General features: G+C 64.8%; 22 protein-coding genes and 2 tRNA genes. 16 read left to right on the forward strand and 8 right to left on the reverse strand.

What is annotated here, in order from left to right; all coding sequences use genetic code 11:
* Positions 1-50: 50 nt before the first annotated feature.
* From AC14A7_RS01235 to AC14A7_RS01260, 6 genes are all read left to right on the forward strand, one after another.
* Positions 51-1,718, forward strand: a complete 1,668-nt coding sequence (locus tag AC14A7_RS01235) for a DUF6049 family protein (protein WP_484006059.1) — start codon at positions 51-53, stop codon at positions 1,716-1,718.
* Positions 1,715-3,382 (forward strand): murein biosynthesis integral membrane protein MurJ, encoded by a 1,668-nt coding sequence (gene murJ, locus AC14A7_RS01240; protein ID WP_484006060.1) that lies wholly within the window; start codon positions 1,715-1,717, stop codon positions 3,380-3,382. Before AC14A7_RS01235 ends, murJ begins: the two co-directional genes overlap by 4 nt.
* Before the next feature lie 108 nt (positions 3,383-3,490).
* Positions 3,491-4,456 carry a thioredoxin-disulfide reductase gene (gene trxB, locus AC14A7_RS01245; protein WP_484006061.1) on the forward strand — a complete coding sequence of 322 codons (966 nt, stop codon included), beginning with the start codon at positions 3,491-3,493 and terminating at the stop codon, positions 4,454-4,456.
* Between the two features lie 16 nt (positions 4,457-4,472).
* Positions 4,473-4,799 (forward strand): thioredoxin, encoded by a 327-nt coding sequence (gene trxA / locus AC14A7_RS01250; RefSeq protein ID WP_484006062.1) that lies wholly within the window; start codon positions 4,473-4,475, stop codon positions 4,797-4,799.
* A gap of 96 nt (positions 4,800-4,895) precedes the next feature.
* Positions 4,896-6,200 (forward strand): aminotransferase-like domain-containing protein, encoded by a 1,305-nt coding sequence (locus AC14A7_RS01255; protein WP_484006063.1) that lies wholly within the window; start codon positions 4,896-4,898, stop codon positions 6,198-6,200.
* A 4-nt stretch (positions 6,201-6,204) separates the two neighbouring features.
* A complete protein-coding gene (locus tag AC14A7_RS01260) occupies positions 6,205-7,164 on the forward strand; it encodes a D-alanine--D-alanine ligase family protein (protein WP_484006064.1) in 960 nt (319 codons plus the stop codon).
* Here AC14A7_RS01260 and AC14A7_RS01265 read toward each other — a convergent pair.
* From AC14A7_RS01265 to rpmH, 8 genes are all read right to left on the reverse strand, one after another.
* Entirely contained in the window at positions 7,161-8,120 is a 960-nt protein-coding gene (locus tag AC14A7_RS01265) for a ParB/RepB/Spo0J family partition protein (protein ID WP_484006065.1), read from the reverse strand. The two genes, AC14A7_RS01260 and AC14A7_RS01265, sit on opposite strands and share 4 nt — an antisense overlap.
* Entirely contained in the window at positions 8,120-9,010 is an 891-nt protein-coding gene (locus tag AC14A7_RS01270) for a ParA family protein (RefSeq protein ID WP_484006081.1), read from the reverse strand. Before AC14A7_RS01270 ends, AC14A7_RS01265 begins: the two co-directional genes overlap by 1 nt.
* A gap of 151 nt (positions 9,011-9,161) precedes the next feature.
* Positions 9,162-9,794 carry a 16S rRNA (guanine(527)-N(7))-methyltransferase RsmG gene (rsmG, locus tag AC14A7_RS01275; protein WP_484006066.1) on the reverse strand — a complete coding sequence of 211 codons (633 nt, stop codon included), beginning with the start codon at positions 9,792-9,794 and terminating at the stop codon, positions 9,162-9,164.
* 50 nt (positions 9,795-9,844) lie between these two features.
* On the reverse strand, positions 9,845-10,324 hold the full coding sequence (locus tag AC14A7_RS01280) for a Jag family protein (RefSeq protein ID WP_484006082.1): 480 nt from the start codon (positions 10,322-10,324) through the stop codon (positions 9,845-9,847).
* 53 nt (positions 10,325-10,377) lie between these two features.
* Complete coding sequence (gene yidC, locus AC14A7_RS01285; protein ID WP_484006067.1) at positions 10,378-11,370, reverse strand: membrane protein insertase YidC; 993 nt, start codon at positions 11,368-11,370, stop codon at positions 10,378-10,380.
* 2 nt (positions 11,371-11,372) lie between these two features.
* Positions 11,373-11,684, reverse strand: a complete 312-nt coding sequence (yidD, locus tag AC14A7_RS01290) for a membrane protein insertion efficiency factor YidD (protein WP_484006068.1) — start codon at positions 11,682-11,684, stop codon at positions 11,373-11,375.
* On the reverse strand, positions 11,681-12,019 hold the full coding sequence (gene rnpA / locus AC14A7_RS01295) for a ribonuclease P protein component (protein WP_484006069.1): 339 nt from the start codon (positions 12,017-12,019) through the stop codon (positions 11,681-11,683). Before rnpA ends, yidD begins: the two co-directional genes overlap by 4 nt.
* A gap of 35 nt (positions 12,020-12,054) precedes the next feature.
* On the reverse strand, positions 12,055-12,192 hold the full coding sequence (rpmH, locus tag AC14A7_RS01300; protein WP_484006070.1) for a 50S ribosomal protein L34: 138 nt from the start codon (positions 12,190-12,192) through the stop codon (positions 12,055-12,057).
* Between the two features lie 284 nt (positions 12,193-12,476).
* Here rpmH and dnaA point away from each other — a divergent pair, with 284 nt between their 5' ends.
* The 10 genes from dnaA to AC14A7_RS01350 all read left to right on the forward strand — a co-directional run bounded on the left by dnaA (position 12,477) and on the right by AC14A7_RS01350 (position 23,444).
* Positions 12,477-13,898, forward strand: coding sequence for a chromosomal replication initiator protein DnaA (dnaA, locus tag AC14A7_RS01305; protein WP_484006071.1), 1,422 nt, complete (start codon positions 12,477-12,479; stop codon positions 13,896-13,898).
* A 357-nt stretch (positions 13,899-14,255) separates the two neighbouring features.
* Positions 14,256-15,401 carry a DNA polymerase III subunit beta gene (gene dnaN / locus AC14A7_RS01310; protein WP_484006072.1) on the forward strand — a complete coding sequence of 382 codons (1,146 nt, stop codon included), beginning with the start codon at positions 14,256-14,258 and terminating at the stop codon, positions 15,399-15,401.
* Between the two features lie 26 nt (positions 15,402-15,427).
* On the forward strand, positions 15,428-16,312 hold the full coding sequence (gnd, locus tag AC14A7_RS01315; protein WP_484006073.1) for a phosphogluconate dehydrogenase (NAD(+)-dependent, decarboxylating): 885 nt from the start codon (positions 15,428-15,430) through the stop codon (positions 16,310-16,312).
* 3 nt (positions 16,313-16,315) lie between these two features.
* On the forward strand, positions 16,316-17,482 hold the full coding sequence (gene recF / locus AC14A7_RS01320) for a DNA replication/repair protein RecF (RefSeq protein ID WP_484006074.1): 1,167 nt from the start codon (positions 16,316-16,318) through the stop codon (positions 17,480-17,482).
* Positions 17,479-17,988 carry a DciA family protein gene (locus AC14A7_RS01325; RefSeq protein ID WP_484006075.1) on the forward strand — a complete coding sequence of 170 codons (510 nt, stop codon included), beginning with the start codon at positions 17,479-17,481 and terminating at the stop codon, positions 17,986-17,988. Before recF ends, AC14A7_RS01325 begins: the two co-directional genes overlap by 4 nt.
* A 163-nt stretch (positions 17,989-18,151) precedes the next feature.
* Complete coding sequence (gene gyrB / locus AC14A7_RS01330; protein ID WP_484006076.1) at positions 18,152-20,113, forward strand: DNA topoisomerase (ATP-hydrolyzing) subunit B; 1,962 nt, start codon at positions 18,152-18,154, stop codon at positions 20,111-20,113.
* Between the two features lie 31 nt (positions 20,114-20,144).
* Complete coding sequence (gyrA, locus tag AC14A7_RS01335) at positions 20,145-22,739, forward strand: DNA gyrase subunit A (RefSeq protein ID WP_484006077.1); 2,595 nt, start codon at positions 20,145-20,147, stop codon at positions 22,737-22,739.
* Positions 22,732-23,136, forward strand: coding sequence for a DUF3566 domain-containing protein (locus tag AC14A7_RS01340; RefSeq protein WP_484006078.1), 405 nt, complete (start codon positions 22,732-22,734; stop codon positions 23,134-23,136). The genes gyrA and AC14A7_RS01340 overlap by 8 nt, the downstream gene beginning before the upstream one ends.
* 134 nt (positions 23,137-23,270) lie before the next feature.
* Positions 23,271-23,344: transfer RNA gene (locus AC14A7_RS01345), tRNA-Ile, on the forward strand.
* A 27-nt stretch (positions 23,345-23,371) separates the two neighbouring features.
* Positions 23,372-23,444 (forward strand) — tRNA-Ala (locus tag AC14A7_RS01350).
* Positions 23,445-23,549 lie beyond the last annotated feature (105 nt).

Below are 23,549 nucleotides of genomic sequence, written 5' to 3' on the forward strand. Positions count from 1 at the left end.
AGAGAATAGACTCATCCCATGCTGGCCGAGAGACTGACAGGGGCTGGCTCGTGACCCTCAGGCCGACTGGTGCGGCAGCAGCAATCGTGCTCGGCCTCGCGATCTGGCCGCTGGCGGGAGCCGTGCCCGCCGTGGCGCAGACGAGCCCTGGACTCCCCACCGAGGTTGCGCTCGTCGTGCCGTTGACCGTGCCAGCCGGCACAGACGGCTTCATCTCTGCCGAGCTGCTCGAGAACTACACCTCGGAGTTCGGCCTGCTCACCCGCTCGCTCGACCAGGTTGCCGACCGCCCCGTCACCCTCGCGATCGACCCCATGATCATCGCCTCCATCCGCGTGCTCGGCACCGAGGCACCGGAGAGCGCCACGCTGTGGCTCGATCGCCTCGCCGCGGTCTCCAACGAGACCTTCGCCCTGTCGTGGGCAGACTCCGACCTGACGCTCGGTCTCAATGCCGGCAGCGGGGCCGTGCTCTCCCCCATCTCGCTCGACTTCGCGATCGACCCCGCGCGCTTCAGCGCTGCCGAGGCAGAGCCAACAGGGGTGCCGACCGCCGACCCCAGTGCTACGCCGGAGCCTGACGACGGATCCCCTCCGCCTCTGCCCACTACGGATTCCCTGCTCGATTGGCCGTACTCGCTTCCCTCCATTGCCTGGCCGCAGTCCGACTCGGTGTCATCAACCACACTGCCCGCCCTTACCGAGAGCTACCAGTACTCGCTGCTCTCGTCTGGCAACCTCGCAGGCCTCTCCGCGATGACGGCGACCGCGACCGTGAGCGGCTCTCCAGCGCTCGTCTCTGATGCAGGTCTGTCTGCACTGTTCTCCTCGACGGTCTCCGCCACGGCGGGCTCCGACTGGGAGAGCGCGGTCGCGGCCCTCGTCGCATCGACCACGGCCGCGGTAGAGAGGCCAGACGCGGCATCGGCCGTCATCGCCCTCGACCGCTCCGTGCCGCTCACCGACATCGACCTCGGCGCGACGATCACGGCGCTCGACGCGATTGCCTCCCTTCAGCTCGTCGGCCTCAGCGCGGTCGCCGACAACCCCGGGCCCGACGTGACGATCGTCGACAAGTCGCAGGATGCGGCATCCATCGAGTCCGTCTCCGCGCTCCTGAAACTCGAGGCGCTCGATTCGACATTCGCGCAGATCGCCAAGGACCCGACGCTCATCACCTCGGACCGCCGGCTCGACCTGCTCGCCACGCTGTCCAACTCGTGGGACGGCGACCAGGTCGGCTGGGCGGGGGCGATCGCCGACTACCGCAAGGCATCTGCCGACCTGCGCGCGCGTGTGAAGGTGGTCAAGAGCAGCTCGATCACGCTGTGGGCCGACCGGGGGTCCCTCCCCGTGATCGTCGAGAACGAGCTCGACCAGGCGATCACCGTCTACATCACGGTGCGCCCTCTCAGCCCCCTCGTTCGTGTAGAGAACTCGTTCTTCGAGCTCGTCGTCGAGCCGCAGTCGCAGCGAAAGGCATCCGTGCCGGTGCAGTCGATATCGAACGGCGTGGTCGAGCTCGAGATCTCGCTGCACGGGGCAGTCAACCAGCAGATCGGCAGCACGACCTACGTGCGCACAACGGTGCAGGCGGGGTGGGAGACCCCGTTCACCGTCGGCGTCGGTATCTTCGTCGTGCTCGTCTTCGCCGCCGGTGTCGTTCGCACCATCGTGCGACGGCGCAAGGCGCGAGCAGAGCGGATCACCATCGCATGACGACCGCAGACGAGCCGCGCGGGCGCGGGGTCGGCGCGGCAGCCGCAATCATCGCCTCCGGCACGCTCGTCTCGCGGCTCCTTGGTTTCGTCAGCGGGGTGGTCGCCGCGCAGACCATCGGCATCGTCGGCACAGGTGCCAACACCTTCGCTCTCGCCAACCAGCTGCCGAACAACATCGCGATCCTGCTCGCCGCCGGACTGTTCAACGCCGTGTTCGTGCCCGCGATTGTGCGTGCCGGCCTTCACGATGACGGCGGGGCTCGCTTCATCAACCGGCTCGTGACCCTCGGCATCGTCGTCTTCCTGGGGGTCGGCGTTATCTCGACGCTTGCGGCGCCGCTGCTCGTCAGCCTCTATGCCCAGCTCGGTCCAGCGGGCAATGGCGGCTTCAGCGACGCCGACATCGCCCTCGCCACGGCCTTCGCCTACTGGTGCCTTCCGCAGGTGCTGTTCTACGCGCTGTACAGCCTGCTCGGCGAGGTGCTCAACGCGCGCGGCGTCTTCGGGCCCTTCTCCTGGGCACCGGCCATCAACAACATCGTCGCCATCGGCGGACTCATCGCGTTCTCCGCACTCTTCGGCGGCAAAGAGGTTATCTCCACGCTCAGCGCGGATTCGTGGACCCCAGAGATGATCGCGGTTCTCGGCGGCAGCACGACGCTCGGCGTCGCCGCCCAGGCCTTCATCCTCATCTTCTTCTGGCGCAGGGCCGGTCTTCGGTACCGCCCCGACTTCCAGTGGAGGAACGCCGGGCTCGGCACGGCGGGGCGCGCAGCGCTCTGGACCTTCGCGATGATCACCGTCACCCAGCTCGCCGGCATCGTGCAGAGCAATGTCGCGGCGCTCTCTGCGACGCCGGGGGAGGAGAACGCGTCCCTCGCGGTACTCCGCATGTCGTTCCTCATCTTCATGCTGCCGCATTCCATCGCCGCGATCCCGATCACCACCGCCTACTTCACTCGAATGAGTGCGGATGCCCGCGACGGCGACTTCGACAGCCTCCGCGCCGACGTGCGCCAGTCGCTCCTCTCCATCGGATTCGTCATCGTCTTCTCCGCTCTCGGACTCATGGTGCTCGCGCTCCCGTTCAGCGCGCTCTTCGCCGAGCCGAGGAATGTGCCGGCCATGGCGGTCGTGCTCATCGCATTCCTCATCGGACTCCTGCCGCTCAGCGTTCACTACGTGCTTCGCCGGGTGTTCTTCGCCCTGGAGAACACGAGAACGCCGTTCCTCATCACGGTCTTCCAGTCCGTGCTGTTCGTCATCGGAGCGATCGCCGTTGCCGCACTTCCCGCCGATCGCATCGCCGTCGGCCTCGCTGTCGTCACCTCCGTCGCGGCAACAGCCCAGGCGGGTCTCGCCCTCGTGCTCGTGCGCCGCCGTCTCGGCCACCTCGGACTGGCGATTCTCGTTCGCCGCTACGCCGTCTACTTCGGCGCGACCCTGCCTGCCGTCGGAGTCGGACTGTTGCTCGTGTGGGCGTTCGGGTGCTTCACGCCCGACGGCTTCGGCCTGGCGAGTCCCTTCACCGCGATTGTCACGCTGGCCGTCAGCGGATCGGCGATGGCTGCGGTCTACGGGGGCATCCTTCTCGCCGTACGCAACCCGGAGGCCGTCGCTTTCGTGCGCCCCGTGCTGTCACGACTGCGCCGTCGCGGCTGACGACCCGTCGCTCTGGTGCAGCGTGCCGAAGACCTCAGTGAGTCGGAATAGCGTGCACCTAGGATGTGTTGTACCGGCTAACGAGACCTTCTGAAGGAGTCAATCGACGTGCGCCAGCTCATCATCATCGGATCGGGACCCGCCGGTTACACCGCGGCGATCTACGCGGCACGCGCCAATCTTGCCCCCCTGCTCATCGCGAGTTCTGTGGAGTTCGGCGGCGAGCTCATGAAGACCACCGAGGTCGAGAACTATCCCGGCTTCCCTGAGGGAATCATGGGGCCAGACCTCATGCTCGCGATGCAGAAGCAGGCAGAGCGCTTCGGCACCGAGATCGTCTACGACGACGTCACGAAGCTCGAGCTCGCCGGCGAGGTCAAGACCGTCACCCTCGGCAACGGCGACGTGCACGAGGCCCTCGCCGTGATCTTCGCCACCGGTTCTGCGTATCGCAAGCTCGGCATCCCTGACGAGGACCGCCTCAGCGGCTACGGCGTCTCGTGGTGCGCGACCTGCGATGGCGCGTTCTTCCGCCAGAAGGAGATCGCGGTCGTCGGCGGCGGCGACTCCGCCATGGAGGAGGCGACCTTCCTCACCCGCTTCGCCGACAAGGTCTACGTCATCCACCGCAAAGACGAGCTGCGGGCCTCGAAGGCCATGCAGGATCGTGCGTTCAACGACCCGAAGATCGAGTTCCTCTGGAACAAGGAGGTCGCCCACATCTACGGCGACACCCTCGTCACCGGCGTTGGCCTCATTGACACGGTGGACGGCACAGAGACCACCAAGGATCTCTCCGGCCTGTTCATCGCCATCGGCGCCGACCCGCGGGTGCACCTCGTGCACGGACAGCTCGACCTCACGGAGCACGGCACCATCGCCGTCGACGGGCGCTCGTCGCGCACCAACCTGCCGGGTGTCTTCGCCGCCGGCGACGTTATCGACCCGACGTACCGCCAGGCAGTGACCGCTGCTGGCTCCGGAACGGTCGCAGCGCTCGACGCGGAGCACTACCTCGCAGCCCTGCCCAAAGAACTCATCGAGAAGGCGACCGCAGTAGCGGTCTCCGCCTAAGCAAGTAAGGAAAGTCATGTCTGTTGCACACGACGTCACCGACGCCACGTTCGCCGAGGAGGTCCTCAACTCGAAGGACACCATCATGGTCGACTTCTGGGCAGAGTGGTGCGGCCCGTGTCGCGCCGTCTCGCCCATCCTCGACCAGATCGCTGCGGAGAACTCCGACAAGATCAAGATCGTCAAGCTCAACGTCGACGACAACCCGCAGACCGCGATGAAGTACCAGATCACGAGCATCCCAGCCATGAAGGTCTTCAAGGGCGGCGAGCTCGTCAAGACCATCATCGGAGCCAAGCCAAAGCCGGCCATCGAGGCCGACCTGGCGGAGTTCCTGGCGTAGACAACGCAGAACAGGAGCCCCGCCCACGACACCGTGGGCGGGGCTTTTCTCTGTGATCCCCCTATTCTTGAACGATTGGCCGAACGGGAAAGCACCATGACGACACAGGGCAACAACTTCGATCCGTGGTACCACAGCTACGCGGAGCGCACCGCTGGACTCAGCGCCTCCGAAGTGCGCGCCCTCTTCGCCGTTGCCTCGCGCCCTGAGGTCGTCTCGCTCGCCGGGGGCATGCCCTTCGTCTCCGCGCTTCCCACCGAGCTCGTCACCGCCGCGATGGAGCGCACGATTCGCGACTACGGCGCCTCCGCCCTCCAGTACGGCTCTGGTCAGGGCATGCCCGTTCTGCGCGAGCAGATCCTCGAGGTCATGGCTCTCGAGGGCATCAGGGCGAGTGCCGACGACGTCGTCGTCACCACTGGCTCCCAGCACGCGCTCGAGCTGATCTCGAAGCTGTTTCTCGACCCCGGCGACGTCGTCATCGCCGAGGGGCCGAGCTACGTCACGGCTCTCGTCGTGTTCCGCTCGTTCCAGGCGGAGGTCGACCACGTGGCCATGGACGAGCACGGGCTCGTTCCCCAGTCGCTTCGCGAGCACATCGCGGCCGTTAAGGCGGCGGGCAAGAAGATCAAGTTCCTGTACACAATCCCTACCTTCCAGAATCCCGCCGGCGTAACCCTCACATGGGAGCGACGCATGGAGGTTCTGGAAATATGCCGGTCAGAGGGCATTTTGGTGATCGAGGACAACCCATACGGCCTCCTCTACTTCGACGCCGTGCCGCCCCAGGCCATGCGATCGGTCGAAGAAGAGGGTGTCGTGTACCTCGGCACCTTCTCCAAGACATTCGCGCCCGGGCTCAGCGTCGGATGGGCCCTCGCACCGCACGCGATTCGCGAGAAGCTCGTGCTTGCCAACGAGGCAGCCGTGCTGAGCCCTAGCTCCTTCACCCAGACCGTGATCAGCGAGTACCTCGGCGCTTCCGACTGGCGCGGGCAGATCGACACCTTCCGCGGGGTCTACCGCGACAGACGCGATGCGATGCTCACCGCACTGGGCGAGCATCTGCCCAAACTCGAGTGGACGGTTCCCAACGGAGGCTTCTACGTCTGGCTCACCCTGCCAGAGCACCTCGACTCGAAGGCGATGCTTCCCCGCGCCGTCAAGGAGCTCGTGGCGTACACCCCAGGCACTGCCTTCTTCTCCGACGGTGACGGGCGCAACAAGATGCGACTCTCGTTCTGCTACCCGACGCCGGAGTTCATCGCCGAGGGCATCCGTCGACTGAGCACCGTGATCAACGGCGAGCTCGACCTGCTCAACACCTTCTCGCAGACCGGACCCCTGGCAACAACGCGCCAGCAGGACCGCGTCGTCAGCCCACCCCCGAACATCGCTTAGGACCATGGCCTCCAGCACTCTGAAGAACGTCATCGTACTCGCCGGCGGAATCTCGCACGAGCGGGACATCTCGCTTCGGTCGGGCCGCCGCGTCGCCGACAGCCTCGCCGAGCACGGCATCACCGTCGAGTCGAGAGACCCGGATGCCGCCCTCATCGACTACCTCGTCGCCACCAAGCCCGACGTCGTGTGGCCCGCACTCCACGGTGCCAGTGGCGAGGACGGCTCGTTGCGCGGCCTGCTCGAGTTCTTGAACATCCCCTACGTCGGCTCGCGCCCCGCCGAGAGCCGCATGGCCTGGGACAAGCCGACCGCCAAGATGATCGTCGAGCGCGCAGGCTTCAGCACACCGCACTCGATCACCCTGACCCGTGAGGCGTTCCGCGAACTCGGTGCAGCGAGTGTGCTGCGCACGATCTCGGCGGAGCTGCCCGTACCCGTTGTGGTCAAGCCGACCCAGGGCGGATCTGCCCAGGGCGTGAGCGTGGTGGAGGACGAGGCCGACCTTCCCAAGGCGATGGTGCATGCGTACACCTACGGGGATGCAGCGCTCGTCGAGCAGAAGATCACCGGAACAGAGATAGCCATTGGAATCATCGACACCGGCGATGGCCCCGTGGCCCTTCCCGCCGTGGAGATCGAGCCGGTCTCAGGCGTGTACGGCTACGAGGCCCGCTACAACGCCGGGGAGACGAACTTCTACACTCCCGCCCGAATCGACGCCGTGGCGGCCGCCAGAGCGGCGGGGGAGGCCCTCGGAGCCCACCGTGCTCTCGGGCTTCGACACATCTCGCGCATCGACATGATCGTCGACGGAGCGGGAACCCCGTGGTTTCTCGAGGCGAGCACCATGCCGGGGCTCACCGAGACCTCGCTGTTTCCGCTTGCCCTCGAAGCTGCCGGGCACGACATCGGCTGGGTCTACTCTGCACTGGCCGAGTCGGCCGTGCGCGACGCCCTCTAGTTCGAGAAGCCCGGCTCGCCGAGCTCCCCGAGAATGCGGTTGAGGTCGCCCACTGTCGCGAAGTCGATGACGATCGTGCCCTTGCTGGCTCCCAGTGTCACCTTGACGCGGGTGTCGAGACGGTCGCCGAGTCGCTCTGCGATCTCATCGAGCTGTCCCTGCTTCTTGCCGGCCGAGGGCTTTGCGGCTCGTGCCGGCTTCTCGCTGACCTGACCGGCTGCCGCCTCGGCGGCACGCACCGAGAGCTCCTCTGTGACGATCTTCGTCGCGAGGCGCTCCATGGCCACGGGGTCGGCGACCGACAGGATGGCGCGCGCATGGCCCGCTGTCAGCACGCCGGCAGCGACGCGGTTCTGAATCCCGGTTGGCAGCTTGAGCAGTCGAAGCGTATTGGTGATCTGCGGCCGTGAACGCCCGATCTTCGCTGCCAGCTGCTCCTGCGTGATGCCGAAGTCGGAGAGCAGCTGCTCGTAGGCAGATGCCTCTTCCAGCGGGTTGAGGTTGGCGCGGTGGAGGTTCTCCAGCAGCGCGTCGCGCAGCATGTCCTCATTCGCGGTGTTCTTGATGACGGCAGGGATGGTGGGGAGGCCGAGCTGCTTCGTCGCACGAAGCCGACGCTCACCCATGATGAGCTCATACTGCGGGCCACCCGCTACGGCGCCGACCAGCGGTCGCACCACGATGGGCTGCAGCACGCCGATCTCGCGGATGGAGACGACGAGCTCCTGAAGCTCCTCCTCCCGGAACTCCGTGCGCGGCTGCTGCGCGTTGGGCACGATGTCGTCGGGGGAGAGGCTGGCCAGTCGCGCGCCGGGCACAGCGAGAAGCTCGTCGCGCTCCTGCTTCGGAGCGGAGGGGAAGAAGACATCGACGGGGCGACCGAGGTCGTCCTCATCGCCTCCGGGGATCAGGGCGCCGATGCCTCGGCCGAGTCCGGTTCTCTTCGGTGTGGCCATCAGGCAGGTGCTCCTCGTCGTGCGAGTTCCGCGGCCGCCTCGAGGTACGAGAGCGAGCCAGGGGAGGTTGGGTCGTAGGTGATGACGCTCTGCCCGTAGCTCGGCGCCTCGGAGATGCGCACAGAACGCGGGATCACCGTGTTGAGCACCTCCTTCGGGAAGTGCTCGCGCACGTCGTCGACGACCTGGTTGGCCAGGTTGGTGCGGGAGTCGTACATCGTCAGCAGAATCGTCGAGACCGTGAGTCTCGGGTTGAGGTGCCGCTCAATGAGACGGATGTTGTTGAGCAGCTGGCTGAGGCCCTCAAGCGCGTAGTACTCGCACTGGATCGGGATCAGCACCTCGGTTGCCGCGACAAACGCGTTGATCGTGAGGAGTCCGAGCGAGGGAGGGCAGTCGATGAACACATAGTGAAAATCGATGTCGGACTGACCGAGAAAGGCCTCGAGCGCAGAACGAAGTCGCTGCTCGCGCGCCACGAGGGAGACCAGCTCTATCTCCGCACCAGCAAGGTGGATGGTGGCCGGCACGCCGTACAGGCCCTCGAACTCCGGGCTCGCCTGCACAACCTGCGACATGGGCTCGTCGTTGATGATGACGTCGTAGACGCTCACCGTGTCGGCCCGGTGCTCGATGCCGAGGGCGGTGGAGGCGTTGCCCTGCGGATCGAGGTCGATAACCAGGACGTTGGCGCCAGCCCGCGCGAGCGATGCAGCGAGGTTGACGGTGGTGGTCGTCTTTCCGACGCCGCCCTTCTGGTTGGCAACAGTGAAGATGCGGGGCTGCACAGGCAGCGGCAGCTGAGCGGCGGCGAGCGCCTGGCGGCGGCGGTTCGTCTCGGCCAGCTCGCGCGCAAGCGGGGTCGAGTCATCGAACGTCGTCGTCGGCAGGACGGCCGGAGACTCGGTGTCGACGAGATCGTCGTCAGGATGTTTCACGTGAAACCTTCTTGTTCGTGGCCGCAACGGGGCCTAGGTATGGAGCCGGAGCAGCACTGCTGACTATGCGGCGGCGGGCCGCGCGGGGGCGCAGGCCGAACGATCAGTCAACTGTAGCCCGAAAGACACGGGTGACCTCTGGCACTATCCCCTCACCGAGCACGAGAACCTCGACATCGATGAGATGGAAACGGCGGATGATCTTCTGCGCGGCCTCGATCTCGTCGTCGACGCGACCGCCCTTCATGAACAGCATCTCGCCGCCGTGAAGCAACAGGGGAGCAGTCGCCGGGATCAGGCCCTTGAGCGCCGTGACCGCTCGAGCCGTCACCTGGTTCAACGGCTTCTCGAGCTTGGCCTCCTCCGCCCTCGCCCGAACGACGGTGACGTTCTCGAGGCCGAGCTTCTGTGACTCGGCGAGGAGCCAGTCCACCCTGCGTTCCATCGGCTCGATGAGCACGAGGTGCGCGTCGGGGCGGGCGATCGCGAGCACGAGGCCGGGTAGACCGGCGCCGCTGCCCACATCTCCGACCCTGCCCGGCTTCAGCAGGGGAGCGACGAGAGCGCAGTTCAGAATGTGGCGTGTCCAGAGTCGCGGAAGTTCAAGCGGGCCGATCAGGCCGAGCTCCTCGCCGCGCTCTGCCAGATCGCTGGTGTACTCGCGGGCACGCTCGATGTGCTCGCCGAAGAGCTGCGTGGCCCCGGCTGGCTCGTCCTCTAGCGCTGGATGTTTCACGTGAAACCCTTTCACCACAATCGATGTTTCACGTGAAACATGACGAGACGCTACGCGCGGCGGATGACCGTGTGGCGGTCGCGGCCTTCACCCTCGGACTCGGAGACAAAGCCGCGCTCTGCAACGACGTCATGGACGAGCTTGCGCTCGTACGACGACATTGCCGGAAGCGCCGCGGACGACGCGCCGCCCTCGATGCGCTCGACGGCGCGGTCGACCAGAACGGTCAGCTCTGCGACACGGGCTTCCCGCGACCCGCCGACATCCAGAATGAGACGGGAGAACGATCCGGTCTTGGTCTGCACGGCAATGCGAGTGAGCTCCTGCAGCGCATTGACGGTGTCGGGCTTCGCGAGGATGCGGAGGTTCGCGGTCTCCTCCGAGGTGACGGAGACGTACGCGCGACCACCACGGGTGTCGATCTCGATGTCGCCATCCAGGTCGGCGATGTCGAGCAGCTCCTCGATGTAGTCGGCGGCGATCTCGCCCTCCTCCTCCAGCTGGCTCGGCGTGCGCTCGTCGGACTCGATGGGGGCCTGCTCTGAATCTGCTGCTGTGGCGAACTCTGTCTCGGTCACGTCACTCACTTTCTGTTACCGCCCGACTTCTTCTTGGCGCGGTTCTTGTTGACTGGCTGCTGGCGCTGCGGCTTCTTCGCCTCTTCCTCGAGGACGGAACCGACGGCATCCGGGTTCTCTTCTGCAATGCCCTTGCGCTGGCGCTGGCGGGCGAGGCGAGCCTCGCGAGCCAGTGCTGCCTCACTGCCGGGCGTCGGCATGTTGCGGATAACGATGAACTGCTGGGCCATGGTCCAGAAGTTCGACGCCAGCCAGTAGAACATCACGCCGATGGCGAAGGCGTAGCCGGAGAAGGCGAACACGAGGGGGAGCAGGTAGAGCAGGATGCGCTGCTGGCGGTACATCGGGCTCGCCTTGAGTTCAGGCGACTGGTTCTTCGACATGATCTGCAGCTTGGTGATGAACTGCGACGCGGTCATCGCGACGATCATGACAAGCGCGATGACGATGACAGCCACGTTGCCCTCTGCGGTGCTGATCGCAAGGTGAAGGGGCGCGATGTCGAACAGCGACGAGGTGCCGAACGAGGTGGACAGATCCTGGTCGAGCCAGAAGACACCGGGGTTGTGGCTGCCGTCCTTGTTCTGGTGCTGTGCTCCGTTGAGCACGGAGAAGAGGCCGAAGAAGATCGGCATCTGCAGCAGGAGGGGCAAGCACGAGCTCAGCGGGTTGGTACCGGTGCGGCTGTAGAGGGCCATCGTCTCGCGCGACATCGCCTCGCGAGAGAACTGGTCCTTCTTGCCCTTGTACTTGTCCTGGATCTTCTTCAGCTGCGGCGCTACCTCGAGCATGCGGCGCTGGCTCTTGATCTGCCGCACGAAGATCGGAATGAGGGCGGCGCGAACGACAACCGTCAGGCCGACAATCGAGAGCACCCAGGTCAGGCCGGCGTCGGGATCGAGGCCGAAGGTCGTGAAGACCCAGTGCCAGGCGACGAGGATTCCCTCGATGGCCCACTTGATGGGCCAGAGGATGAAGTCAACGGGATTGGTAGGCAAGCTCAGCCCTTTCCATGGCCGGGTGAAACGACAAAACCGAAACGTGTGATGGCGAGGTGCTCATGCTGGCGAGCGGGAACATCATCGATGCCGCCCTCTGCCCAGGGGTGGCAGCGCGCGATGCGCTTCGACCCCATCCATACGCCCCGCACCACGCCGTAGTGCTGAATGGCCTGCATCGCATAGAGCGAGCAGCTCGGGTAGTACCGGCATACATCGCCGTACAGAGGGGAGATGACGGCACGGTACCCGCGAAGAACGAGAACGCACGCATTGCGGGGGAGGAACCAGACGAACTGGAGTGCCCGGTTCATCGGCTCGTGCCCTTCTCTATCGCGACGGTGATCTCGTTGTGAAGAGTAGTCCAGTCGAGTGATGCACAGCCTGGCAGCGCCCTGACAACAACGTCGGCGCTCGTGAGTCCGTTTCCTATCGCCTCACCGGCGATCGCCCGAAGGCGACGTCGAAGACGATTGCGAACCACCGATCCACCGACGGCCTTGGATATGACAAAGCCGAAACGAGCGGGACCGGATGACGCCTGGTCAACAACGAACACCACAGAGTGGGCAGCGCTCACCCGGCGACCCCGACGCATGGTCGTGCGGAAGTCATCGCCGCGAACCACGCGATTCGGCTTGGCGAGCACAGTGGTGGCCGAAACCCGAAGTGGGTTGGAGCGAACTACGCGGACAGCTCGGTGCGACCCTTTGCGCGGCGCGCAGCGAGGATGCCACGGCCGGCGCGGGTGCGCATGCGAAGACGGAAGCCGTGCACCTTGGCGCGCTTGCGGTTGTTGGGCTGGAAGGTTCTCTTGCTCATAGCTGTATCTCCAAATACCAGCTTTTGGAGCCGGAAAGATGTGGGATGCCCGAAGGCGGAAGTCAACTGGTTAAAAATACGGGGTTAAACCCCCGCGGTCAAACCACCGCCATGCAACCGACCATTCTCCACATGTTGATAACAGGGGTTGGTAAGGACACGCGGGTAAGAACTAAGGTAAAGCGAGTTGCCCAGTTCCTTGAGAACTCGCGGCACGAATCGCTTCCAGCTAGTTACACACAGTGGATAACCCTGTGAGTAACACCGAGCCCTTGAGAGGGAACATGACCGATCCCGTGGACCCCACCCAGGGGATCTGGCAGTCGGTTCTCTCTCAGCTCACATCCGATGATCGCATCACGCCGCAGCTGCACGGGTTCATCAGCCTCGTCGAGCCGCGCGGCGTCATGGCCGGAACGCTCTACCTCGAGGTTCCGAACGAGCTGACGCGCGGCATGCTCGAGCAGCGCATCCGGCTGCCCCTCCTCAATGCGATCGCCGGTCTCGGAGATGACGTCGAGGTCACCAACTTCGCGATCGTGGTCAACCCCGATATCCAGCACGATGTGCTCGAGGACGCGCACGAGCTCAGCGACACCTCCTACATCGAGCCGGTGGTGGTTCCGTCTCCGGCCGAGGGTGCGTCGTCTGGTCGTCGATCGGACTCCCGGCTCAACCCGAAGTACAACTTCGACAACTTCGTCATCGGCGGCTCGAACCGATTCGCGCATGCTGCGGCGGTTGCCGTGGCCGAGGCGCCGGCCAAGGCATACAACCCTCTCTTCATCTACGGCGACTCCGGCCTCGGCAAGACCCACCTTCTCCACGCCATCGGCCACTATGCAGAGAGCCTCTACCCTGGCATCCGCGTTCGCTACGTGAGCTCGGAGGAGTTCACCAACGACTTCATCAACTCGATCGCCAACAACAGGGCGTCGGTGTTCCAGTCCCGCTACCGCGAGATCGACATCCTGCTCATCGACGACATCCAGTTCCTGCAGGGAAAGGACTCCACCCAGGAGGCCTTCTTCCACACCTTCAACACACTGCATGACCACAACAAGCAGGTGGTCATCACCAGCGACCTGCCGCCGAAGCACCTCACCGGTTTCGAAGACCGGATGCGGTCGCGCTTCGAGTGGGGCCTCATCACCGATGTGCAGGCACCCGACCTCGAGACCCGTATCGCCATCCTCCGCAAGAAGGCGCAGAGCGAGAAGTTCCAGGTCGGCAACGAGATCCTGGAATACATGGCATCGAAGGTGTCGTCGAACATCCGTGAGCTCGAGGGAACCCTCATCAGGGTCACCGCGTTCGCCAGCCTCAACCGCCAGCCGATCGACCTCGCCCTCGTGCAGACGGTTCTCAAAGACCTGATCACGCTCGACGATGACAACGTCATCGCGCCGGTCGACATCATCACCCACACCGCCGACTACTTCAAACTCTCTGTCGACGACCTCTATGGCTCGTCCAGGTCGCAGCAGGTCGCGACGGCACGGCAGATCGCGATGTACCTCTGCAGGGAGATGACCAACCTCTCTCTCCCCAAGATCGGCCAGCTCTTCGGCAATCGAGATCACACCACGGTGATGTACGCCAACAAGAAGATCACCGAGCTCATGAAGGAACGCCGCTCCATCTACAACCAGGTGACCGAGCTGACGAGCCGTATCAAGCAGAACCACCGGTTCACCAACAAGTAGTTAGTTTTCACACGGTGTGGAAACCCTGTGGATAACCCTCGCGACGCGCCGCTCGAGCTGTTGACGAGTCAGCGCACGATGTGGAATCCGGTCGATCGGCGAATCACACTTTCCCCGATACTCGTAGTCCGGTTCCACAAGGCGCCAACAAGTCACACCGTTGTAGTTCCCATAGCGCTCAACGCATCGTGGGAGTTACTCACAGTCTCCACAGCGGTTAATGCTCTTATCCCTTTAAAACCTTTGATTGGATGAGGGATAACCCTTGGGGTCACGCCGCCTACCTGCTGTGACAGTATTAACGCCCGGCCCACCTATGGGCCACGTGCAACATCCGACGTGACAGGGGTTACCTTCGTGAAGTTCCAGGTCAATCGCGACACCTTCAGTGAGGCGGTGTCCTTCGCCGTCAAGCTCCTTCCCCAGCGCACAACCCTGCCGATCCTGAGCGGTGTGCTGATCGAGGCCACTGCGTCGGGGCTGACCCTGTCGTCCTTCGACTACGAGGTATCAGCGCAGACCGAGATCTCCGCAGAGGTCGAGGAGCCGGGCAAGGTTCTCGTCTCCGGTCGACTTCTTGCCGAGATCGCCAGCCGGCTTCCGAACGCGCCAGTGCGATTCTCGGCCGACGAGGGTCGCATCACCGTTGCCTGTGGAACCGCAAACTTCACTCTTCCCGGAATGCCGGTCGAGGAGTACCCGACTCTTCCACAGGTCTCGACCCAGTCGGGAGTGCTGCCGGCCGAGGCGTTCTCCAATGCCATCTCGCAGGTAGCTGTCGCTGCATCCCGTGACGATGTCACCCCGGTGATCACCGGCGTGCAGCTCGAGGTGACAGAGAACAGCCTCTCGCTCGTCGCAACCGATCGATACCGCGTCGCCGTTCGCGAGATCGAATGGGATGGCGGCGACAGCACCGTCGAAGGACTCACCGCCCTCGTTCCCGCCCGCACTCTCATCGAGATCGGCAAGACCTTCGGGCACAGCGGAACCATCTCTGTCGCGATCACGAACAGCGACGAGCGAGAGCTCATCGCCTTCCAGGCCGACAAGAAGACCGTCACCTCCCTCCTCATCAAGGGCAACTTCCCCCCGGTGAAGCGACTCTTCCCCGAGGTTGTCGACAACTACGCGGTCATCAACACCGCAGAGCTCATCGAGGCGGTCCGCCGCGTCGCTCTCGTGCTCGAGCGTGAGGCGGCACTCCGCTTCAGCTTCACGGTCGACGGGCTCACCCTCGAGGCTGTCGGTTCAGAGCAGGCGCAGGCATCGGAGACGATCGATGCCTTCCTCACCGGCACCGACACGGTCGTCTCGCTCAAGCCGTCCTTCCTGCTCGACGGCCTTGGCGCGGTGCACTCCGAGTTCGTTCGCATCTCGTTCACGAAGACCGACAACCCGAACAAGCCGGGCCCCGTGCTCATCACGAGCCAGTCGTCGAAAGACCAGCCAGGCGCCGACAACTACAAGTACCTGCTGCAGCCCAACCTGCTGCTGCGCTAGACCAGCCACAACTGAAGGACATCGCCGTGCATATCGGACTCATCGGACTCGGCAAGATGGGCAACAACATGCGTGCCCGCCTGCGCAAGAGCAACATCGAGGTCACAGGCTACGACCCCAACCCCGACGTCTCCGACGTCGCCAGCCTCGCCGACCTCGCCGCGTCGCTCCCGACGCCGCGCGTCGTCTGGGTCATGGTTCCGTCTGGCGCGATCACGACGTCTGTCATCACCGAGCTCTCCGAGGTTCTCTCCGAGGGCGACCTCGTCATCGAGGGCGGCAACTCGCGGTTCACCGAGGACTTCAAGCACTCCGCGCTGCTCGCAGAGAAGGGCATCAAGTACCTTGACTGCGGCGTGAGCGGTGGAGTCTGGGGACTCGAGAACGGCTACGGCCTCATGGCCGGCGGCGAGGCATCCGACGTCGAGCGCGCCATGCCTATCTTCGACGCTCTTCGCCCAGAGGGCCCGCGGGCAGAGGGATTCGTGCATGCCGGAAAGACCGGCGCCGGTCACTACGCCAAGATGGTGCACAACGGCATCGAGTACGCACTCATGCAGGCGTGGGCAGAGGGCTACGAGCTGCTGTCCAAGCGCGACGACATCATCGAAGACGTCACGGGAACCTTCGAGGCATGGCAGCGGGGAACGGTCGTGCGGTCCTGGCTTCTCGAGCTGCTGGTGAAGGCGCTCAAGGAGGACCCGGAGTTCGTCGACATCGAGGGCTATGTCGAGGATTCGGGCGAGGGCCGGTGGACGGTAGAGGAGGCGCTCAACAACGCCGTTCCGGTTCCGACGATCAGCGCATCCATCTTCGCGCGCTTCGTCTCCCGTCAAGACGACTCTCCCTCGATGAAGGCCGTCGCAGCGCTCCGCAAGCAGTTTGGTGGGCACGCCGTCCGCAAGGCCTGAGCGGTGCTGGTCAGCCACCTCAGTCTTCGCGACTTCCGTAACTACGAGTCGGCAGAGCTTGCACTCGGCGCGGGAGCGAATCTGTTCGTCGGCAGCAATGGCCAGGGCAAGACCAACCTCGTCGAGGCGATCGGCTATCTGAGCACCCTCGGATCGCACCGCGTGTCTGCGGACGGCGCGATGATCCGGCAGGGCACCGACTCGGCGATCGTGCGCGCGCGCATCGAGCACGGCGAGCAGTCGGTGCTGCTCGAGGTGCAGATCAACAGGACGGGAGCCAACCGCGCGCAGGCCAACCGCGGTGCGATCAAGCCGAGAGAGCTGCCCCGCTACTTCTCCAGCGTGATCTTCGCGCCGGAGGACATCATGCTCGTGCGCGGCGATCCATCCGGTCGGCGCCGCTTCCTCGACGAGTTGCTCGTGCTGCGCTCGCCGCGCATGAGCGCGGTGATGACCGACTACGACCGAGTGCTTCGGCAGCGCAACACCCTGCTCAAGTCGGCGCGGGCATCGAACGTCTCGCAGCTGACAACCCTCGAGATCTGGGACGAGCGACTCGTCGCGTTCGGGTCGGCCATCATCGAGGCGCGGAGTTCGCTCGTGGCAGAGCTCACGCCAGAGGTGGCGAAAGCGTATGCGGCGGTTGCCGGCGCCGACCACGAGGCGGCCCTCAGCACCTTCCTCAGCATCCACTCGAAATCCAGCGAGGATGACGCGGAGCCCGAGAGCGCCGCCCTCCGCGGCGGGGCCATCAGCGCGACCGCCGCCGCCGCAGATTTTCGCGCGGCGCTCGCGCGCCTTCGGCGCGCCGAACTGCAGCGGGGTGTGACGCTCGCAGGCCCCCACCGGGACGACCTCGTGCTGCAGCTCAACGGACTCCCCGCGCGCGGGTATGCGAGCCACGGGGAGTCATGGTCGTTCGCCCTCGCCCTCAAGCTCGCCTCGGCGGAGGTACTGCGACGCGATGCGACGCGCGGCGACCCTGTGCTCGTGCTCGACGACGTCTTCGCAGAGCTCGACGAGTCGCGGCGCGGCCGCCTTGCGGCGGCCGTGGGTGGTTTCGAGCAGGTGCTGATCACCGCCGCTGTGTTCGACGATGTTCCCGCAGACCTCGTGGGACGCGTGGTGCGAATCCGGGCCGGTCGCGTTCTCGAGGAGGGTGAGGAATGAGCGATCCGATCCAGCCGGGACGCGAGACCGACGAGGCCCGCGCGGTCTACGCGCGCTTTCGCCGCATCTTCGGAGACCAGAGCAAGACCTCCCGCGATGCACGACGCAGGGCGACGCGCGAACCAGGGGCAACCGTGCCCTTCGGTGCCGGTCGCGACCCCGCCGGCCTCGGCGACGTGATCGACGGACTCACCGCGAAGCTGGGATGGAACTCCTCGCTCGCGCAGTCGGAGCTGCTCACGACCTGGGCGGAGATCGCCGGCGCAGAGACCGCAGAGCACTCGACTCCGGTGGGAATCGAGGATGGCGTACTGACCGTTCAGTGCGACTCGACGGCCTGGGCAACCCAGCTGCGGCTGATGCGATCGCAGATCGGAACGAGGATCGCGCAGCGCTTTCCAGACGCGGGCATCCAGTCGGTGCGCTTTGAAGGGCCTAACGCCCCTTCGTGGAAAAGAGGCCCCAGAGCGATTCCAGGGCGGGGTCCTCGCGATACCTACGGCTAACTAGGCAAATCTGGTCACTGGGGACACGAAAATCCCCCAGATCGCCGATTTTCGGCGAACGGCATGCTCTATTTGGTAGACTCCAATCGCTGTCGACTGCGTTCAATCGAACCTCACCGTCGAATGGCGCACGTACTGAAAACGGTTGGAGCCTGTACTCACGATGACATCGACGCCCTCAGAGTCAGAGACCAACGACAGCTACGGCGCCGACCAGATCCAGATCCTCGAAGGACTCGAGGCGGTGCGCAAGCGCCCCGGTATGTACATCGGCTCTACCGGCCCGCGCGGACTCCACCACCTGGTCTACGAGGTCGTCGACAACTCCGTCGACGAGGCCCTCGCCGGCCACTGCGACACGATCAGCGTCTGGATCCGCCAAGACGGCTCCGTGCGCGTGCGCGACAACGGCCGCGGCATCCCGGTCGACCTCAACAAGCAGGAGAACAAGTCGAGCGTCGAGGTCGTCATGACGATCCTCCACGCCGGCGGCAAGTTCGGCGGTGGCGGCTATGCGGTATCCGGTGGCTTGCACGGCGTCGGCATCTCCGTCGTGAACGCGTTGTCGAGCGAGGTCGAGACAGAGGTGCGCCGCCAGGGCTACGTCTGGCGCATCAGCTTCCGCGACGGTGTTCCCATCGCCCCGCTCGAGCGCGGCGAGGAGACGACAGAGACCGGAACCCAGCAGACCTTCTGGCCGAGCAAAGAGACCTTCGAGACCGTCGAGTTCGACTACGAGACGCTCCGCGCGCGATTCCAGCAGATGGCCTTCCTCAACAAGGGCCTGTCGATCACCCTCACCGACGAGCGCGGCGAGGAAGACGTCGAAGTCACCTACCTCTACGAGAAGGGCCTCGTCGACTACGTCGAGTACCTCAACAAGGCGAAGCACGCCGACCTGATCCACGAGGAGATCATCTCGTTCGAGTCGGAGGCCCCCGACAAGAAGATCTCGCTCGAAGTGGCCATGCAGTGGACCAACGCGTACAACGAGAGCGTCCACACCTACGCCAACACCATCAACACCCACGAGGGTGGAACCCACGAAGAGGGGTTCCGTGCCGCCCTCACCACGCTCGTCAACAAGTACGCGCGGGAGAAGGGCATCATCAAGGAGAAGGACGAGAACCTCTCCGGTGACGACGTTCGCGAGGGTCTGACCGCCGTCATCTCCGTCAAGCTCGCCGAGCCGCAGTTCGAGGGCCAGACGAAGACGAAGCTCGGCAACACGGAGGCGAAGGCATTCGTGCAGCGCGTCGCAGGCCAGGAGCTCGGCGACTGGTTCGATCGCAACCCGACGCAGGCGCGCGATGTGATTCGCAAGGCGATCCAGGCATCCCAGGCTCGCATCGCAGCGCGCAAGGCGCGAGAGCAGACCCGCCGTAAGGGGCTGCTCGAGTCGGGTGGTATGCCGGGCAAGCTGCGCGACTGCTCGAGCAAAGACCCGTCACTGAGCGAGATCTTCCTCGTCGAGGGCGACTCGGCAGGCGGCTCTGCCGTTCAGGGTCGCAACCCTGAGTTCCAGGCGATCCTGCCGCTGCGCGGCAAGATCCTCAACGTCGAGAAGGCACGGCTCGACCGGGCTCTCGCCAACAACGAGGTGCAGGCGATGATCACGGCGTTCGGCGCCGGCATCGGCGAGGACTTCGATCCGGAGAAGGCCAGGTACCACAAGATCGTGCTCATGGCCGACGCCGACGTCGACGGCCAGCACATCACCACGCTCATCCTCACGCTGCTGTTCCGCTACATGCGCCCGCTCATCGACCACGGCTATGTTTACCTCGCCCAGCCGCCGCTCTACCGGCTGAAGTGGTCGAACGCAGAGCACCAGTACGTCTACACCGACCGGGAGCGCGACGCGGTGCTCGAAGACGGCCTCGCCAAGGGCAAGCGCATTCCCAAGGACAACGGAATCCAGCGTTACAAGGGCCTCGGTGAGATGGACTACACCGAGCTGTGGGAGACCACCATGAACCCGGCGACCCGCACGCTCCTCCAGGTCACTCTGGATGACGCTGCCGCGGCCGACGAGATCTTCTCCACCCTCATGGGCGACGACGTGGAGGTGCGGCGCAACTTCATCCAGCGCAACGCCAAAGACGTGCGCTTCCTCGACATCTGATCTCGACTAGCTCGATCACCGAAAGCGAACCATGGCTGACGTAACACCCCCAGACGACTCGACCCCCGTCGAGCCGACCTTCGAGAAGGCCGTCGTCGACACCCGTCACGACAAGGTCGACCAGATCGACCTGCAGCTCGAGATGCAGCGCTCGTACCTCGACTACGCGATGAGCGTCATCGTCGGTCGCGCGCTGCCAGAGGTGCGCGACGGCCTCAAGCCCGTGCATCGCCGTGTCATCTACGGCATGTACGACGGTGGCTACCGCCCCGACAAGGGCTTCAACAAGTGCACTCGCATCGTCGGCGACGTGATGGGCCAGTTCCACCCGCACGGTGACTCCTCCATCTACGACGCACTCGTGCGCCTCGTGCAGCCGTGGAGCCTTCGCTACCCCCTCGCTCTCGGCCAGGGCAACTTCGGCTCGGCCGGCAACGACGGCGCCGCGGCCATGCGCTACACCGAGACGAAGATGTCGCCGCTCGCCATGGAGATGGTGCGCGACATCGACGAGGAGACAGTCGACTTCGTCGACAACTACGACGGTAAGACGCAGGAGCCGTTCGTGCTCCCCGCGCGCTTCCCCAACCTTCTGGTCAACGGCTCCGTCGGCATCGCGGTCGGCATGGCAACCAACATCCCGCCGCACAACCTCCGCGAGGTCTCGGCCGGCGCGCTGTGGGCGCTCGAGAATCCGGAGCTGTCGCGCGAGGAGCTGCTCGAAGGCCTTATCCAGCGCATCAAGGGACCAGACTTCCCCACCGGCGCGCAGATCCTCGGCATCAAGGGAATCCAGGATGCGTACCGCACTGGTCGCGGCTCCATCACCATGCGCGCCGTCGTCACGGTCGAGGAGCTGCAGGGCCGCACGGCTCTCGTCGTCACCGAGCTTCCCTACCAGGTGAACCCCGACAACCTGGCCCAGAAGATCGCGGACCTCGTCAAGGAGGGCAAGCTCTCCGGCATCGCCGACATCCGCGACGAGACCTCCGGCCGTACCGGCCAGCGCCTCGTCATCGTGCTCAAGCGCGACGCGGTTGCCAAGGTCGTGCTCAACAACCTCTACAAGCACACGCAGCTGCAGGAGAACTTCGGTGCCAACATGCTGGCGATCGTCGACGGGGTTCCGCGCACGCTGCCCATCGACGGCTTCATCACCCACTGGATCGACCACCAGATCGAGGTGATCGTTCGACGCACCACCTTCCGGCTTCGCAAGGCTGAGGAGCGCGCCCACATCCTTCGCGGCTACATCAAGGCGCTCGACGCCCTCGACGAGGTCATCGCGCTCATCCGCCGGTCGGCCACGACAGAGGATGCCCGCGACGGCCTCATGGAGCTGTTGTCGATCGACGAGCTGCAGGCGCGCGCGATCCTCGACATGCAGCTGCGCCGCCTCGCTGCCCTCGAGCGCCAGAAGATCATCGACGAGCACGACGAGCTCGAGCGACTGATCGCGACCTACCTGCACATCCTCGCCACGCCGGCAGAGCAGCGCTCGATCGTGCGCGAGGAGCTCACCGAGATCGTCGACCGCTTCGGTGACGACCGCCGCACGGAGATCATGTTCGGCTTCGACGGTGACATGAGCGTCGAAGACCTCATCCCAGAAGAGGAGATGGTCGTCACCGTCACCCGGGGCGGATACATCAAGCGCACCCGCAGCGACAACTACCGTTCGCAGCATCGCGGCGGCAAGGGCGTCAAGGGAGCGCAGCTGCGGGCGGATGACGTGGTCGAGCACTTCTTCGTCACGACCACGCACCACTGGCTGCTGTTCTTCACCAACACCGGCCGGGTGTACCGCTCGAAGGCATACGAGGTGCAGGAGGCCGGCCGCGACGCCAAGGGCCAGCACGTCGCCAACCTCCTCGCCCTCCAGCCCGGGGAGGAGATCGCCCAGATCCTCGACATCCGCGACTACGCAGCGGCGAAGTACCTCGTGCTTGCCACCCGCGGCGGTCTCGTCAAGAAGACCGCGCTGTCGGAGTACGACACCAACCGCACGGGTGGCATCATCGCCATCAACCTGCGCGAGGGCGACGAGCTCACCTCGGCGATGCTCGTGGAACCGGAGCAGGATGTGCTGCTGGTGTCTCGCAAGGGCATGTCCATTCGCTTCACCGCCTCGGATGACGCGCTGCGCCCCATGGGACGCTCGACCTCCGGAGTCATCGGCATGCACTTCCGCGGAGAGGACCAGCTGCTGAGCGCCAGCGTCGTCGCCGACGCCGGCTACGTGTTCGTCGTCACCGAGGGCGGCTTCGCCAAGCGCACTGCTGCCGACCAGTACCGCGTGCAGAACCGCGGCGGGCTGGGCATCAAGGTCGCCAAGCTGCAGGAGGCGCGCGGCGATCTCGCTGGCGCCCTCATCGTTGAGGATGACGACGAGGTCCTTGTGGTTCTTGCCAGCGGCAAGGTGGTACGGTCTAGCGTGGCCGAGGTCCCCGCCAAGGGACGCGACACCATGGGCGTCGTTTTCGCCCGATTTGCGGACGACGACAGGATCATCGCACTCGCTAAGAACAGCGAGCGCAATCTGGAGAATCAGGAAGGCGAGACCGACGAGCAGGCGCTGCCTGCCGAGGCCACGACCTCCGAGAAAGACGAGGCAGTAGATGAGTAGCGTCGCAGAACAGTTGCAGCGAAAATCACAGAAGCCGGTAGCGACCAAACAGGTTCGCCTCAAGCTTGTCTACATCGACTTCTGGTCGGCGGTGAAGCTCTCGTTCCTCGTCGCCGTATCGCTCGGCATCGTGCTGATCGTCGCAACAGTGCTGATCTACCTCGTGCTGCAGTCGACCGGTGTGTTCGGCAAGCTCGACGACCTGCTGAGCGACATCCTCACCGAGGACTTCAGCATCTCGCAGAGCTTCTCGCTGCTGACGGTCACGTTCTTCTCGTTCATCGTCGCGCTGCTCAACACGGTGGTCGGCACCGCGCTTGGCGCCGTCACCAGCATTCTCTACAACTTCAGCGTCCGCCTCACCGGCGGACTCCTGGTTGGCTTCACGAACAACTGACGCGCGAGCCGAGCGCAGAGCTCGGCGCCGCGACAGATCGAGTGACCGGCCCTTCCGGCCGGTTGTATCGAGACCCATTAAGGCTCTCGATTACTCGATTCACCAAGGGTGCGATACTCTCGTATCTGCCCAACGGGGGTATAGCTCAGGCGGTTAGAGCGCTTCGCTGATAACGAAGAGGTCCCAGGTTCAAGTCCTGGTACCCCCACTGGAATCCCCACAAAGGATTCCTTCCGGGGCCTTAGCTCAATTGGTAGAGCGCCTGCTTTGCAAGCAGGAGGTCAGGAGTTCGATTCTCCTAGGCTCCACACGATATTCATCCGCCCCGCCGCTCCTGCGGCGGCCGCGGTTGAAACTCCCGCCGACACTTTTGTGGGCGCAAGGAAAAGACCCGAGGCCACTGGCCCCGGGTC

It is taken from the genome of Conyzicola sp. (assembly GCF_057073975.1).

Coding starts and splice junctions, on each gene's coding strand:
- murJ (WP_484006060.1), top strand. CDS start 1,715: ATGACGACCGCAGACGAGCCGCGCGGGCGCGGGGTCGGCGCGGCAGCC.
- trxA (WP_484006062.1), top strand. CDS start 4,473: ATGTCTGTTGCACACGACGTCACCGACGCCACGTTCGCCGAGGAGGTC.
- AC14A7_RS01255 (WP_484006063.1), top strand. CDS start 4,896: ATGACGACACAGGGCAACAACTTCGATCCGTGGTACCACAGCTACGCG.
- AC14A7_RS01260 (WP_484006064.1), top strand. CDS start 6,205: ATGGCCTCCAGCACTCTGAAGAACGTCATCGTACTCGCCGGCGGAATC.
- AC14A7_RS01265 (WP_484006065.1), bottom strand. CDS start 8,120: ATGGCCACACCGAAGAGAACCGGACTCGGCCGAGGCATCGGCGCCCTG.
- yidD (WP_484006068.1), bottom strand. CDS start 11,684: ATGAACCGGGCACTCCAGTTCGTCTGGTTCCTCCCCCGCAATGCGTGC.
- rpmH (WP_484006070.1), bottom strand. CDS start 12,192: ATGAGCAAGAGAACCTTCCAGCCCAACAACCGCAAGCGCGCCAAGGTG.
- dnaA (WP_484006071.1), top strand. CDS start 12,477: ATGACCGATCCCGTGGACCCCACCCAGGGGATCTGGCAGTCGGTTCTC.
- AC14A7_RS01325 (WP_484006075.1), top strand. CDS start 17,479: ATGAGCGATCCGATCCAGCCGGGACGCGAGACCGACGAGGCCCGCGCG.
- gyrB (WP_484006076.1), top strand. CDS start 18,152: ATGACATCGACGCCCTCAGAGTCAGAGACCAACGACAGCTACGGCGCC.
- gyrA (WP_484006077.1), top strand. CDS start 20,145: ATGGCTGACGTAACACCCCCAGACGACTCGACCCCCGTCGAGCCGACC.
- AC14A7_RS01340 (WP_484006078.1), top strand. CDS start 22,732: ATGAGTAGCGTCGCAGAACAGTTGCAGCGAAAATCACAGAAGCCGGTA.